The sequence below is a fragment of the Sorangium sp. So ce1036 genome, assembly GCF_051369805.1.
Classification (GTDB): Bacteria; Myxococcota_A; Polyangia; order Polyangiales; family Polyangiaceae; genus Sorangium; species Sorangium cellulosum_F.
Genome location: NZ_JBBMOX010000001.1, coordinates 183948 through 198018 on the forward strand (window position 1 = coordinate 183948; position 14071 = coordinate 198018).

The 14071-nt window shown below is 69.4% G+C and carries 11 protein-coding genes; 7 read left to right on the forward strand and 4 right to left on the reverse strand.

The annotated features are described in order from the left end of the window. Positions 1 to 29: 29 nt before the first annotated feature. Together WMF31_RS00495 and WMF31_RS00500 are read right to left on the reverse strand one after the other, a co-directional pair. Positions 30 to 1262: an aminotransferase class V-fold PLP-dependent enzyme gene (locus WMF31_RS00495; RefSeq protein ID WP_129354538.1), complete on the reverse strand. Its 1233-nt coding sequence runs from the start codon at positions 1260 to 1262 to the stop codon at positions 30 to 32. Beyond that, entirely contained in the window at positions 1237 to 3228 is a 1992-nt protein-coding gene (locus tag WMF31_RS00500; protein ID WP_436600065.1) for a YgiQ family radical SAM protein, read from the reverse strand. The genes WMF31_RS00495 and WMF31_RS00500 overlap by 26 nt, the downstream gene beginning before the upstream one ends. 536 nt (positions 3229 to 3764) lie before the next feature. On the opposite strand from WMF31_RS00500, the gene WMF31_RS00505 reads away from it, so the two are divergent. Continuing rightward, positions 3765 to 4481 (forward strand): RNA polymerase sigma factor, encoded by a 717-nt coding sequence (locus WMF31_RS00505; RefSeq protein ID WP_436600066.1) that lies wholly within the window; start codon positions 3765 to 3767, stop codon positions 4479 to 4481. Between the two features lie 311 nt (positions 4482 to 4792). On the opposite strand, the gene WMF31_RS00510 is transcribed toward WMF31_RS00505, so the two are convergent. Next, entirely contained in the window at positions 4793 to 5194 is a 402-nt protein-coding gene (locus WMF31_RS00510; protein ID WP_436600067.1) for an RNA polymerase sigma factor, read from the reverse strand. Between the two features lie 39 nt (positions 5195 to 5233). Then, positions 5234 to 6334: a sigma-70 family RNA polymerase sigma factor gene (locus WMF31_RS00515; RefSeq protein ID WP_436600068.1), complete on the reverse strand. Its 1101-nt coding sequence runs from the start codon at positions 6332 to 6334 to the stop codon at positions 5234 to 5236. Positions 6335 to 6547: 213 nt separating this feature from the next. Here WMF31_RS00515 and WMF31_RS00520 point away from each other — a divergent pair, with 213 nt between their 5' ends. From WMF31_RS00520 to WMF31_RS00545, 6 genes are all read left to right on the forward strand, one after another. Beyond that, positions 6548 to 7639 (forward strand): PEGA domain-containing protein, encoded by a 1092-nt coding sequence (locus WMF31_RS00520; protein WP_436600069.1) that lies wholly within the window; start codon positions 6548 to 6550, stop codon positions 7637 to 7639. 151 nt (positions 7640 to 7790) lie between these two features. Next, the gene (locus WMF31_RS00525; protein WP_436600070.1) at positions 7791 to 9290 is read left to right on the forward strand and encodes a hypothetical protein; all 1500 of its coding nucleotides are present in this window, start codon (positions 7791 to 7793) and stop codon (positions 9288 to 9290) included. Positions 9291 to 9379: 89 nt separating this feature from the next. After that, complete coding sequence (locus tag WMF31_RS00530) at positions 9380 to 10897, forward strand: hypothetical protein (protein ID WP_436600071.1); 1518 nt, start codon at positions 9380 to 9382, stop codon at positions 10895 to 10897. A gap of 203 nt (positions 10898 to 11100) precedes the next feature. Continuing rightward, on the forward strand, positions 11101 to 11589 hold the full coding sequence (locus tag WMF31_RS00535; protein WP_436600072.1) for a sigma-70 family RNA polymerase sigma factor: 489 nt from the start codon (positions 11101 to 11103) through the stop codon (positions 11587 to 11589). Continuing rightward, positions 11586 to 12122, forward strand: a complete 537-nt coding sequence (locus WMF31_RS00540; RefSeq protein WP_436600073.1) for a hypothetical protein — start codon at positions 11586 to 11588, stop codon at positions 12120 to 12122. Before WMF31_RS00535 ends, WMF31_RS00540 begins: the two co-directional genes overlap by 4 nt. A gap of 665 nt (positions 12123 to 12787) precedes the next feature. Then, positions 12788 to 13267, forward strand: a complete 480-nt coding sequence (locus WMF31_RS00545; protein WP_436600074.1) for a hypothetical protein — start codon at positions 12788 to 12790, stop codon at positions 13265 to 13267. Positions 13268 to 14071 lie beyond the last annotated feature (804 nt).

Below are 14071 nucleotides of genomic sequence, written 5' to 3' on the forward strand. Positions count from 1 at the left end.
CGGTCGCTCGTCGCCGGCGCCCCGCGCGCTCAGCCCTTCCGGACCCGCGCGAGCGCCTCGTCCACCGAGAGCAGCACCTGCTCCACCTCGTCGAGGGCGTTCGGCCAGTGCGGCGCGAAGCGCAGCACCCCGTCCGGGATCGAGCACGCGATCCCGAGGCCCATGAGCTCGCGGTGGAGCTCCACCACCGGGGCGCCGGCCGGCGGCCGCACCCCGAGCGCGCACGAGCGCAGCGCCGGATCCGCCGCGCGCAGGCTCTCGAACCCGCGCTCCCGGAGCCCCGCCTCGAGCGGGTCGAGGTAGCGGTTCGCGTGCTCGTGGATCCGCGCGACGCCGATCGAGAGGATCAGGTCCACCGCCGCCTCGAGCCCGGCGAAGCCCGCGGCGTTGAGGTTGCCGCCCTCGACGAAGTCCGCGCGCTGCCGGATCGGGCGATCGTAGCGGAGGTGGCCCGGGCCCCGCAGCAGGAAGCCCACGCCGTCCTCGTGGCTCAGCCAGCCCGCCACCGCGGGCCGGAGCGCGGGCGCGCGCTCGCGGCGGATGTAGAGGAAGCCCGTGCCCTCCAGCCCCATCAGCCACTTGTGGCCGCCGCACGCGAGGTAGTCGATCCCCGCCGCCTCGACGTCGACCGGCGTCGCGCCGACCGCCTGGACCGCGTCCACGCAGAGCTCGGCGCCGTGCTCCCGGCAGAGCGCGCCGATGGCGGCGAGCGGCATCCGGAGGCCCGTCTGGAACTGCACCGCGCTCACGGAGACGAGCCGCGCGCCGCGCCGGAGCTCGTCGGCGAGCCGCGCGAGGCCCGCGCCGCTGCCGTCCGCGAAGCCGCCGAGCGGCAGGAGGACGATCTCCAGGTCGAAGAGCGCGGCCGCGCGCTGCCACGGCGTCACGTTGGCGGGGAACTCCCCCTCGAAGAGGATCACCCGGTCGCGCGGCCGCCAGGGGAAGCAGAGCGCGACGTCGGAGATCCCGCGCGTCGTGCTCTGGATGAGCGCGATGTCGTCCGCCTGCGCCTCCGCCCCGATGAGCCGGCCGAGCTTCGCGCGCAGGCCGACCCGCTGCGCGAACCACGCCGGGAACGCGGCGGCGCCCTGCGCGGCGTAGTCGTCGAGCAGCGCGAGCATCGCCTGGCGCACCGGCCGGGAGGGCGGCGAGATCGCGGCGTGGTTCAGGTAGACGAGGGGCGCGAGGTGCGGGAACAGGCTGCGGTCGCCGAGCCTCGCGGCCGGCGGCCGGCCGCTAGCGGCTTCGGCGGTGTGTCGCATCGGAGGGCTTTCCCCGGCGCTCGCCGCGGGGCGTGGGTGTCGCATTGGAAGGCTTCCCCCGGCGCTCGCCGCGGACCTTGGCCAGGTAGCGGGGCGGCGCCCCCTTCCCGGACGCCGGCGGCACGAGGCAGTGCGGCTTCGTGCCGATGAGGTCCCCGCGGCCCGCCTTGATCAGCGCCTCGCGCGCCTCGTCGTGGTGCGCCGGATCCCAGTAGAGCAGGAGCGCCTTCTGGAGCTTCTTCTCCCGGAGATCCTTCGCCGTGTACACCGGCTCGCGCGTCAGCGGGTCGATGCCCGTGTGGTACATGCACGCGGCCATCGACATCGGCGTCGGGATGAAGTCCTGCACCTGGCGCGGCCGCATCCCGTGCTTCTTCAGGTACACGGCGAGGTCGACCATGTCCCGGAGCGTCGAGCCCGGGTGCCCCGAGATGAAGTAGGGCACGAGGAACTGGTTCTTCCCGGCCTCCTCGCTCGCGCACCGGAACTGCTCGGCGAAGCGCTCGTAGCTCTCGATGCCCGGCTTCTTCATTTTGTCGAGCACGTCCTTCTTGCTGTGCTCCGGGGCGACCGAGAGCTGCCCGCCCGTGTGGTGGGCGGCGAGCTCCTCGATGAACTCGGGCGACCGCTCGGCGAGGTCGTAGCGCACGCCGGAGGCGATGAAGACCTTCTTGATCCCCTGCTCCTCGCGCACCGCCTTCATCAGCCGGAGCAGCGGGCCGTGGTCGGTGTTCAGGTTCTCGCAGACCTCGGGGTGGACGCACGAGAGCCGCCGGCAGGCGCGCTCGATCGCGTCGTCCTTGCACCGCATCTGGTACATGTTCGCGGTCGGCCCGCCGAGGTCGCTGAGCACGCCGCGGAAGCCGTCCATCCGCCGCAGCGCCCGCACCTCGCGCAGGACGCTCTCGGCCGAGCGCGACTGGATCACCCGCCCCTCGTGCTCGGTGATCGAGCAGAACGTGCAGCCGCCGAAGCAGCCGCGCATCGTGACGACCGAGTGCTTCACCGTCTCGTACGCCGGGATCGGCGCCTCGTACGACCAGTGCGGCACCCGGGTGAACGGCAGGTCGTAGAGCGCGTCCATCTGCTCGGTCGCCAGCGGGAACGCGGGCGGGTTGAAGTAGACCGCCTCGGCGCCGTGCGCCTGGAGCAGCGGCCGGGCGTTCCCGGGGTTGGTCTCGAACTGGAACGCGCGCGACATCTCCGCGAACGCCCCCCGGTCCGCCGCGACCTCCTCGTGGCTCGGGAGGATCACGGTCCTTCCGTCCTGGACGTAACGTGATCCTTCGATGTGCTCCCACTCACCCTTGCGCAGGGGGATGGCGGTGCCGCGGACGTCGCGGATGGAGCGGATGGGCTCGCCGCGGCGGAGGCGGTCGGCGACCTCCCAGACGGCCTTCTCGCCCATGCCGTAGATGAGCAGGTCGGCCTTGGCATCGAGCAGGACCGAACGGCGCACCTGATCGGACCAGTAGTCGTAATGCGCGATGCGCCGGAGCGACGCCTCGATGCCGCCGAGGACGATGGGGACGCCGGGGAACGCCTGGCGGCAGAGGTTGGCGTAGACGATGGAGGCCCGGTTGGGGCGGAGGCCGACCTGCCCGCCCGGCGAGTACTGGTCCTCGCTGCGGACCTTTTTCTGGGCGGTGAGCTTGTTGAGCATCGAGTCGAGGTTGCCGGCGGTGACGCCGACCATGAGCCGGGGGGCGCCCATGCGCAGGAGGTCGCTCGGGTCCTGGTAGCGGGGCTGGGAGATGATTCCGACACGAAATCCGCGCCCTTCGAGGAAGCGGCCGATGATGGCCGCGCCGAACGCGGGGTGGTCGACGTAGGCGTCGCCGTTGACGATCAGGATGTCGAGCGCGTCCCAGCCCCGGGCGCGCATCTCCTCCCGGGTCGTCGGGAGGAAGGCGGTGAGGTCGCGGGGGGCGGCGCCGGCGCTGCGGCGGAGCTGAACGAGGGGCACGGCGCCGTCACCCTACGGGCCGGGGGAGCGGGGGGCAAGGGGGCGGCCGCGGCGGCCGGCGCGCGCGAGGGCGGGCGGCGGGGCGCGCGGGGCGCGCGAGGGCGGCGGGGCGCGCGGGGAGCGCGGGAGCGGGGCGCGCGGGGAGCGCGGGAGCGGGGAGCGCGGCGCGCGGGGCGCGCGGGGCGCGCGGGGGCGGAGCGGGTGTGTGCGAGAGCGGCGGGGCGCACGGGAGCGCGGGAGCGGGGCGCGCGGGAGCAGTGGAGTGTGTGCGCGATGCGTGCGAGCGCGGCGCACGCGGGGCCGCGGGGCGCGCTGGGTCGTGGCCGAGGCGCCAAATTGCACAGCACTTCGCCGGCTGGTCACGGTTTCTGGTCAACGGATTTCCCGGACACTCCAGGGCGCACAACGCGGGATCTCCACGCGCGGACGCCGGATCCAGAACGACCTGGAATGACCGCACGTAAAAATTATATGTGGGATCTCAACCAGACAATGTCCTCCGCGCCCGGCATCAGAGCTTCGCTGTCCTGCATGAGGTGAGCGTCTCCTTTCTTCGTCGGCTGCTCCGTGGGTTTGGTGTTGCCTCGAGCGATCTCGAGGATGTGCTGCAGGACGTCCTGATCGCCGTTTACGGCAGCCTGGACACGTTCGACGCCAGCCGCCTGCTGCGCGCCATCCAGGGGGGGCTCCTCGATCTCGACGAGCACGCCGAGGAGGAGGAGGAGGAGGAGGAGGACGAGCGCGTGCCGTTCGAGGCCGTGATCCCGCAGCTCGGCAGCATCCGGACGCGGCGGGCGTGGAGCCCGCTCTATTCGTGGCTTTTCGGGATCGCGTGGAGACAGGTGAGCCACTACCGCGAGCGGGCGTATCGGCGCCGCGAGCTCCCGATGGGCCTGCAGAACAACCCGATCTTCGCCGGCGTCGACGTGCGCCCCGGCCAGGAGGCGCAGGCGGCGGCGAAGGACCGGGCGGAGGTGGTCGACGCGCTGCTCGGGAGCCTCGTCCCGCAGCGGCGGGTCGTGCTGGTGATGCACGACATGCTCGACATCCCGGTGGTGGACATCGCGCGCGAGCTCAAGATCAACGAGAACACGGCCCAGAACCGGCTCCGGCTGGCCCGGGAGGACTTCCAGGCGGCGGTGAAGCGCCTCAGCCCGGAGCAGCGGAGCGCCCTGCGCCTCGGCGACAGGCCGTTCGCCGCCGAGGCGAAGGCGCCGCGCCGGCCGGCGCCGCGGCGCGGGGAGGGGCGGTGAGGGCGGTGAGGGCGGTGAGCGCGGGGCGAGCGGGCGGGGCGACGAGGCGTGAAGAGAGGGCGCTCCTGGGCTTGTCGTGATCTTGTGATTTGGATGCTTGTCATCACGCGAGCCTGAAGCGTTCATGATGAGAGCCACGGCATCTCACGCCGTTCATCCAGTGTTGAGCTGGGCCTCCACGACGCGTCTGCTCGCTCCCCCATGCGCGGCGACTCTGCCGACATCGCCGCCCGCTACAAGCTCGCTTCGGAATGCGGTCTGCGGAGCGGCTAACACGCTCGCGACGAGGGCGAGCTACGTCAGCACCTCGTTCAGCGGAGCACCTTTTGCAACTGCCTTCGCCCGCGGTGCAGCCGCCCGTTCGTTGTGTTTGGATTCCCACCAAGCTTCGCGACGATCTCCCTGGCGGTGTAGCCCAAGACGGTACCCGTGAGCACATCACGCAACTCGGGCCCGAGCCACTCCAGGCGACGAAGAGCCAGCCGGGCCTGCACCTGCCCGAAGGGCGACGGCGCGTGGCTCGGTGGCCCTGAAACCGTACATGTTGCGCGCTCCTTGTACAACCGATACATGCGCTCCCGGTAGTGGGATACATGATGCCGACCAACAGCGAGCAGCCAGTGCCGCAAGGCCTTCTTCAGCGGCACGTCCTGCGAGGGTCGAAATCGTCCAACCTCCATGCTGCGCCAGGAGGACAGGAAGATCTCCTGCATGACATCGGGCCGATTACCTGTCGCTGGGCCGCCGACGATTCAGCGAAGTTGCAGCAGCAGCGCCTCGCGCTCCGAGGCGAGCTGACCCCGAGGGAACTCCATGGCGTGCATGTCCAGCAGGCGTCGCGCCTCGACGTCCGCCCTGGCATTGTGGGCCTCGATGGCCTTGCGCGCCCTGTGGATCAGGTCCCTCTCGCGCGCGCTGGCGGTCGGGCGTGCGGCGCCGGCCGGACGCGATGCACCAGGAGCCGTCGAAGCGGATGACGCGGGCTTCCCGCTCATCACGACCGCTGGAGGCACGTCCCGTGATGCGCCGGGCGGCGCGATACCCTGCTCCCGGGGCGCGGTCGTGGTGATCGCTGGATGCACCTCGCGCTGCTCGTTGGGCGGTGCGATGCTCTGCCCCAGGGGCGCGGACCCATGCGCGTGGACCGCCGTCGGCCGCAACGACGAATGCGTGCCGGATGAGGGCGGCGGCGCCACGACAACGGCCCCGGTGAGCACAACGAACGCACCCTGCACGACAATCCTCATCCCGATCTTGCGTAGGGGGTCCGTCCACCCTTCGTGGGGGTACAGGCCGAGCGCGACCGGGACGCAGGGCTCTTCGTCCCAGCCGCGCGAGCGCTGCTGGGCCATCCAGCGCCGCTTGGCGGCTTCCAGGTGCTCGAGAGCCCGGCGGTGCTGGGTCTTCACGGTCTCCAGCTTGAGCCCCCGCTCGGCGGCGATCTCGGCGAGCGGCGTCTCTTCGAGCTCGTGCCGGATCAACAGGTCGCGGTACTTGGGGTCGACCTGATCGATCAGGTACCGGGTGAGCGCTTCCCGCTGCCGTCTCCGGACCAGATCTTCCGCGCTGGGACACTCGTCCCGAAGGTCGCGATCGTCGAACGACGTCAAGACCTCTCCCCGACGGCGCGCGTTGCGGGTGTGGTTCCGCGCCTGGTTGAGGGCGATCGTGACGGAGTACGGGGTCGGATCCCCGCCCGGCTCGATCCGCTCCCGCGCCTCCCATCCGCGGAGAAGCGCATTCTGCGCGACGTCTTCAGCGTTCCGCTCGGGGACACCGAAGCGCCTCGCCAGGCGCCGGAGGAGCTCGAAGCGAGGGGGAGTTCTTGCTGGCGTGTCCACGGCTGGTAGCACCCCTGAGCCTTCCGGAAGGGTTCAGGAAAACGCACGGCGGGACAATTCTTGTAGGATAATGTGGTATGATGGCCCACGCTTGCGTGAGCGCCCTCGCCGGGGGAGCAGACGAATGGTATTACGCCTTCGATGCGATCTTTCTCGCGGAAAAAGTCCTAATTCAGAACATCGCCCTCGGTTGACATCGCGCGCCCGGCGTAAGTACCGTGCCCCATGCGTTTCGGTGCGCCTGCCTTGCTGTTCTGCGTAATGCTCGGCGCTGCAGCTGCCTATACGAGGCCGGCCTGCGCCGAGGACATCTACTCGACGCTCGAACGAAGCGACGGTTCGACGGTGAAGGACCATGTTCGCCGCGCGCAGAAGGCTCGCGACGCGGGGAGGTGGACCGAGGCACACGCGGCTTACAGGGCAGCTTTCGACGCGGCTGACCCGGCGTCGAGCACGGAGAGAGAGCGCGCCGAGATCGCCGGAGAGCTCGGCCTCTGCGAGCTCGCGCTGCGCAGGTACCGTGACGCGGCCGAGCATCTGGCGTGGAGCCTCGAGCAGCGCGACGCGCTCCCCCTCGCGCTGCAGCTCCGGTTCGAGGCCGGCCAACGCAAGGCAGCGCCGTACGTGGCGACGCTCTACCTCTCGGTCGATCCACCCGATGCGGAGGTGCTCATCGACGGTAAGCCCGTTAGCGGACCCGCGCGGGTCTACAGGCTGTTCTTGGAGCCGGGGCAACACATGGTCCGAGCCCGGCTGGCGGGCCATGAGGATGCGTTTCAGTCGTTCGAAGCGCAGGCGGGCAAGGCGACCAGCATCTCGATGCAGGTGCCGCGAGCGGTGGCGCCGGGGGCCGCCGCGACGGAGCCCGTGACGGGGCATCGGGAGGCGAAGAACCCCGCGCGAGGAGCACAGGCTTCGTCCGACGTGCCGTCTCCGGCGGCGTCGAAGCTGCGCATTGCTGGCGCGGTCGTGGCGGGAGTCACGATGGCAACCGGCGGCGGACTCCTGATCTGGAGCGCTTACACCGAGGACGAGCTTCACGACCAAGCCACGGCGCTCCGTGGAGCAGACCAGGATGCGAGCCGATGTGCCCGCCCGAACGCGCCGCGCGCGTGCTCGGAGCTGCGCGATCTGCAAGAGAAGCGGGATTTCCTGAGGAGCGCTGGATGGGTGACGCTAGTGTCCGGCGGCGCAGTCGGTGTGCTGACGCTCGCGTCTCTGCTCGTGGGCGGATCCTCGACGCCCAGCGATGGGGTACGCGTCGTGCCCACTGTGAACGGGCAGCAAGTTGGGCTGATGATGAACGGTGCGTGGTAATGGCGTGGAGCTTGGGGACATGACTACCTCATTGAAAGGTGGGCGCAGGATGGTTACCTTGGTGCCCGTCGCGCTCGGGTGTGGGATCGTCGCGGTGGTGTGCGGGTGTTCCTCCGGCCCCATGGCACCTGTCTGCGATGAGGATCCCACGGTGACGCCGCCCGAGGACGGTTGCGGTATTTTCGTCAGCGCAAGTCTCGGCGATGACACGAATCCGGGTAGCCGCGCGGAGCCGGTGAAGACGTTCTCGAAAGCTCTTGAGCTCGCAGATCGAGGCAGCCATCGCGTCTACGCGTGTGCGGAAGCCTTCGACGAGACCCTCGGGTTCTATGGCACCAGCATCTGGGGTGGGTTCGACTGTGCGAATGGCTGGCGGCATCTCGGCGCGAGCGCGAAGACCGTGGTCGCCCCGGAGGGCCCCGTTCCCCAGGTGGTATCGTTCGGCGGGCAGGGGATCACGTTCGCGAACCTGCGCATTGTCGCCCCCGATGGCAATGACGTGGATCATGTCCAAAGAGGCTCCATCGGGATTGCGACACTCGAAGGCATCCAGCTGAAGCTCGTGGCGAGCGAGGTCATCACCGGGCGTGGTGGAATGCCTGGCGGCAGCTCGATTCCGATCTATCTTCGAACAGGTAGTGAAATCGAAGTGATTGACAGCCGCATCGTTGCAGGCGACGGCGCGGACGGCGAGCCTGGAGCGGCGGCAGAGGGCGCGCCGGCGGCCAATGGAGCGCCAGGTCGGTCGGGCGCTGATGCGTGCACGGTGGACGCCACGGCGGGGACGCCAGCCGTCACGACCGAGTGTGACGGCGGAGCCTCGACCAGCGGCGCGGGCGGGCTCGGGCTAGCGGACCGGGGCTCCAACGCAGGCAACGGAGAGCCTTTTCCGAATCCCAACCCGACGGGCGCCGGCGCTGGTGGTGTTGGTCAGCAGGGAAGCGAGGCGTGCAGCGATGGCCAGCGCGGCCTCGATGGTGCCGCTGGTGCGCAGGGCCAGGGGGCGAGGGGCCCAGGCGTCGTCGTGTGGGGTCGCACGCTGGGCAAGGGGCAGGATGGGCAATTCGGGCGCCCTGGTCAGGGGGGCGGCGGTGGAGGCGGCTCGCGCGGCGGTGAGGCGGTCTGCGGTGCAGGACCTACTGGGGGAGCGTTCGGCGGTTCAGGTGGCTCGGGCGGTTGCGGCGGTAAGCCGGGGAAAGGGGGCTTCGCCGGGGGAGCGAGCATCGGCATCGCCACGAGAGGCTCGAAGGTCACTATCCGCGGGTCGACGATCCAGACGGGCCGGGGCGGTCGGGGCGGCGCCGGAGGAGCAGGGTTGCCGGGCGGTAGCGGAGCTCCTGGAGGTGATGGCGGGAGAGCCGTGGCCGGTACGCTGCCGGGGTGCCGCGGAGGCGACGGGGGCAACGGCGGACCCGGTGGCGGCGGGGGCGGCGGCCTCGGCGGCCATTCGGTCGGCATCGCGTACCTGGCCACCGAGGAGGTGACGCGGGAGGACGTCCAGGCGACGTTCATTCTCGGAACCGCCGGCAAAGGCGGCCCTGGCGGCGACCCAGAGGCCGCGGCGAGCGTCGGTGACGACGGCGTGGCAGCCGAGTTCCTGCCCTTCATGGCCGACGATCCGAACGACCCGAATTCTGGGGCGCTGGAGTGAGGGCAGGGGCACGAGGGGAAATGATGATGAGCATAACCCCCCGACGCGACCGGTGGCGTCGCGCGTTCGCGGAATGGCCTCCGCTAGTCTTGGCCTCCTGCTTTTTCGGAGTCGCGACGACGGGATGCGGTGCCGACCCGGAGACGTGGGAACGCTGCGAGGAAACCCTCACGTGCATCCCGCAGGTGGCCTGCAACGCTGACCCTGGCGTTCTTGACCGTCCGGTCGACTGCGATGGCGTGTATTTGCGAACGGATGGTCGTGATGACCATCCGGGGACGCGAGGTAACCCGGTGGCGACGTTTGCCCGTGCGTTCGATCTCGCTCGCGATCGCGGGATGCGGGTCTACGTGTGCGCAGAGCTCTTCGATGTCGAAGTGCGTGTGCCGGCAGGCATGGAGGTATGGGGTGGGCTCAATTGTCGCGATCCCCGTGGACATTGGCCGCTACACCCGCTCGGCGAGCTCACCACGATTGCGCCAGGACCGAACCAGATCCCGCTCACCGTCGCAGATGAGCAGGCGGAGCCCGCGACGGAAGGCGCCGTGACCACGATGATCACCAGGATGCGGCTGGTCGCGCATGACGCCACCGTGCCGGGTGGCTCTGCCATCGCCATGCGCGCGTTGGCAGGGGTGACGGTGGAGGTGCGTCTGAGCGAGATCGTGGCGGGCGACGGCGCGGATGGAGTTGCTGGCGCGGATGGTGGCCCTGCACCGGCACAGGAGGGTGCACCGGGGAATCCGGGAGCCATGGCTTGCTCTGCGGAATTATTGGCAGGAGGGGCGCGAGTCACCACCTCATGCGATGACGGCGTTTCCTCAGGAGGGATGGGGGGCATCGGAGCCAAGAGCGGTGGCGGTGACGGTGAGACTGGCTACCCCTCGTCGGTTACCAATCCGATGGGCTACGGTTTGGGTGGAACTGGACAAGGCACCATGCCCTGCACGGAAGGAAGGGGCGGCCTTGCGGGTGACGACGGCGCGAACGGCAACGGTGCGTCAGGGCTGGGACGGCTCACCGACCTCGGGCCGGAAGGCATCGCGGGCGAAGATGGCCAGGCCGGGCAGCGCGGCTACGGAGGCGGCGGTGGGGGCGGCTCGCGTGGCGGATCCATGTTCTGCGGCGCCGGTTGGGCGCAGGGCGGCGCTTCTGGCGGCTCCGGCGGCGCTGGAGGTTGCGGCGGCAAACCCGGCAAGGGTGGCGGCCCAGGCGGATCCAGCATCGGAATCCTCTCCTACCACGCTAACGTCCGCGTGAGCAAAACGAGCATCATCACAGGCCGGGGCGGCAACGGTGGACGCGGCGGAAACGGTCAATTCGGTGGTGTGGGCGGGTATGGCGGTACGGGTGGGGGAAATAGAGCTGGGTCGCAGCCAGGCTGCCGTGGTGGCGATGGAGGGAAAGGCGGCAACGGCGGCCGAGGCGGTGGCGGCAACGGTGGACATTCGCTCGCGGTTGCACATACCGCCGACCTGGGCCCCAACGTGGATCCCGACTCTCCGATCCGTTTCGGCATTCCTGGTGACGGCGGAGGTACTGGTGATCTGCACGCGAACTCGGGCAAGCCGGGCTCCGCTGCTGTCTCGATGGGATTCCAGGATTAGAGCCTTGCATCTCGATCCCCGACGTGGGGCCAAGGAATCGATCCGTCCATCGCTCGCCTCTGGTCGCCCGCCGATCCAGGCAGCTCCTCGACGCCCGCCGGCCCGGCTGAACGCGGGAGGGCGGGGTGAGCAAGCGACGGAGGGGGGCCAAGCGCCCGCCCGCTGCGCAACATCCCCCGGCCTTCCCGAGCATCGAGGCGCTCATGGCCGAGCAAGGCCTCATCGTGGGCACGCTCATCAAGAGCGGCGTGCCTCGACGCGACCGCGCCGACGTGGCGCAGCAGGTGCTCCTCGGCGCCTGGCAGTCGGTGAAGCGCGGCATGTACCGGCCGGATCCGAGCCTGGAACCGCGCGTGGCGCTCCGCAACTGGCTCCGCGGCGTCGCTTGGCGGAACGCGTCGCACTACGTCCTGAGCGCGTACGTGCGCCATGCCGTCATCCACCCGGAGCCGCTCGGGTTACGCCGCGACATCCTGGGGCCGAGCCTCGAAGCGCAGGTTCTGGCCCGCGACATGCTGGAGGTGCTGGTCGACCTGAAGGCGTGGCAGCGCGAGATCCTGCTCGCTTTGGACGACCCGGAGTCGCTCGTCCAGTACGCCAAGCGGCACGGGATGAACCCCAGCACGGCAGCGTCCCGGCTCCGCATCGCCCGCAAGGCGCTGGCCCTGCGGCTCAGGAGGTGGCGTCGATGAAGGATCGAGCCACGAAGCGGCGGCATCGCCTCCGGCTGCCTGGCCCGGCCATCACGGGCGAGGTGTCCCGCGAGGACGTGCACGCCTACCTCCGGGCGACCGGCTGGCTCGACGGGAACCCGCACTGGCTCAGCCGCGGCTCGGAGTCCGTGCCGCTGCCGTCCCGCTGGGACTACCGGCTGGAGGAACTCGTCACCCTCATCGCCCGGGCGGAGCACCGCTCGCCCGGTGAGACGCTCCGGGCGATCGAGGCACGGGCGCTCGGCCTGAGCCCGACCGACCGGGCGCCCCAGGTGCTGCGCCTCGCCGAGGAGGACCTGTCCAGCATCGCCGATGAGACCGGCGTGCTCGACGGCCTCCCCGGGGTGCGGCCGTGGGACCCACGGGCGCTGTGGCGCGCCGTGCTCGACCTCGGCGTCCGCGCCGCCCCGAAGCGCCAGCGCAAGCCGCGCGACTGGGAGCGCTTCCAGCAGGCGATCGGCGCACTGAAGGTGCTCGACGTGCTCGATCGCGCCTACGTGCGGCACAGGTAGCTGCCTCCTCGTCGACCAGGGCGAGCAGGTGAGCGCGTTCGCCCGCGCCTCAGGATACTCATCGGGACCGCGCTCTCGCAGCTCCGCCGAGGGCGCAACCGCCTTGCCGCCGTGCTCAAGCGGTGGCGCCGCTCGCGCTAGACCCCCTCCTCGCCAGATCGGCGGCGCGAGCTGGTGAGCGAGGTCGCCCGGAGCCCCTATGCGGGACGAGACTGCTCCGGCTCGGTCGTGATCCGTCGTCCGGCGTCGCCTGGTTCGTGATCAGCCGGCGCCTGCCTTCTGCGAGATGATCGAGTTGGCGATCGCGTCCGGCAGAGCGCTAGATCCCGCGAAAAAGTAATGTAGAACACATGGAAGATCGTTGATCCGGTCCGAGCAGGCCGCAGAACGATCGTTCTTGCGGTCCAGATCGGCGTGCCGTAGGATCGTTCGGTCGATCGTTTTGGCGGAAAAGATCGAGCAGAACCAAGAGAAAATGGATCGCTGACCGATCTATATTGACTTGGGGCCGATCTTGAACGAAGCTTACCCTCGGCAATCACGACCAATCGGACCACAGACACATGCGACAGAGAAGAAGAGGCACCGTCCAGTCACTACGAAATTTTATTGAGGACGGAATGACGGCCGGTGCGTACTCTCCAGCTCAAGCCCAGAACATGCGGATGGCTCTCAAGATCGCGCTCGCCCATGCGGCTCAGCTCGGCCTTGGCGAAGCCAACGATATCGATTTGGATGAGCTGGAGCCGCGGATCGCGGACTTGCTGCGCCTACATCACGCTGGCGGGCAGGTTTCCGAGGCATCGCTCAAGACGTACGAGTCCAGGCTCCGACGCCTTTTTCATGATTTCTATAATGCGACCAAGAGCAGTCCGTTGCCGGAGGAGGCACCAAAGAAAGCCGCAGAGGTTGTCCGCCCGGCGGATACAGCGTGGCAGTTCAAGATAAAGCGAGAAATGCCATCAAAACAATCGCCTGCGGAGGAAGCCGCCTTTAACTTTGGGTTGCCGGGGGGGCGACGATTTTATGTGCGTCTGCCCGCACGCATGTCGAAGTCTGACATCGAGGTAATGTGGAAACAGCTCGACGCACTTAGGACTCTTTTGGAGACGATGGCCGAGGCGGAAGAGGGGAAGACTGATTAAATGATCAGGTGAGGGGAGCCTCAAAAAGTTAAGGGCCGCGGTTAGCGGCCGCGGCCCTTATCAACAGTCCGGGGAAACCGCCACCGGCATTACTGACACCTCCGCGAAAGCGGAAGCCGACCCGGCAGCGATGGCCACACGTTCTGCTCGACATCGGAAGTGTAGGCCAACGCTCGGCGGGTGTCAATAATGTCCACAGCGTATCGGAGGACCGATGGTTTGTACAGCCAGAGGTTGCCGCTGCGGCCGGCCGATCATCATCCGGATGATCAACGGACGCCGTGTGCCGATCCACATCCGCTAATCGACACCCGTACACAACGATGAGCTGAGCCTGCAGAGGTTGAGCTCGGGGGCCCGCCGGCGCCTAGCAACAGAAGCCGGCAATCTTAACGCTCCCACGTGGTCGGATTGGCGTGCGCTCGCCGCCCTACCGACTATGGCGGGCTCAGCGAGTGCAGCTCCGGCGATGGCGGCGAGGTCGTCAGGGTCGATCATGCCCCGAGATATCGACGGGCTGGAGGCGCCGGTTGCGTTCCGCTGGAGAGGGGCAGGGTTCCGTCGTCGAGCCGGGCGCTACTGCCCGACTCCGGCGTGTTCCGTTGTGGCTGTACGTGGCTCAGGGCATCGCTCCCGCCTGCCGCGAGGCATGCGAGCTCCACACGGAGCCGGGCGTAACGAGAGTGGCCGCGGCGAGATTGTACGGGGCGTCCATGCCGGGGGAGGGGCGACGGCGGGGGCGCGCCTGTTGCGCATACGCTCCGCCTGCTGTTGGTACTGGTGGCGCGCACCGCCCACGAGACC

Bases quoted from the DNA above. Each gene is read 5' to 3' on its own strand.
- WMF31_RS00495 (WP_129354538.1), bottom strand. From the start codon at position 1,262: ATGCGACACACCGCCGAAGCCGCTAGCGGCCGGCCGCCGGCCGCGAGG.
- WMF31_RS00510 (WP_436600067.1), bottom strand. From the start codon at position 5,194: ATGCAGGAGATCTTCCTGTCCTCCTGGCGCAGCATGGAGGTTGGACGA.
- WMF31_RS00520 (WP_436600069.1), top strand. From the start codon at position 6,548: ATGCGTTTCGGTGCGCCTGCCTTGCTGTTCTGCGTAATGCTCGGCGCT.
- WMF31_RS00535 (WP_436600072.1), top strand. From the start codon at position 11,101: ATGGCCGAGCAAGGCCTCATCGTGGGCACGCTCATCAAGAGCGGCGTG.
- WMF31_RS00540 (WP_436600073.1), top strand. From the start codon at position 11,586: ATGAAGGATCGAGCCACGAAGCGGCGGCATCGCCTCCGGCTGCCTGGC.
- WMF31_RS00545 (WP_436600074.1), top strand. From the start codon at position 12,788: ATGGCTCTCAAGATCGCGCTCGCCCATGCGGCTCAGCTCGGCCTTGGC.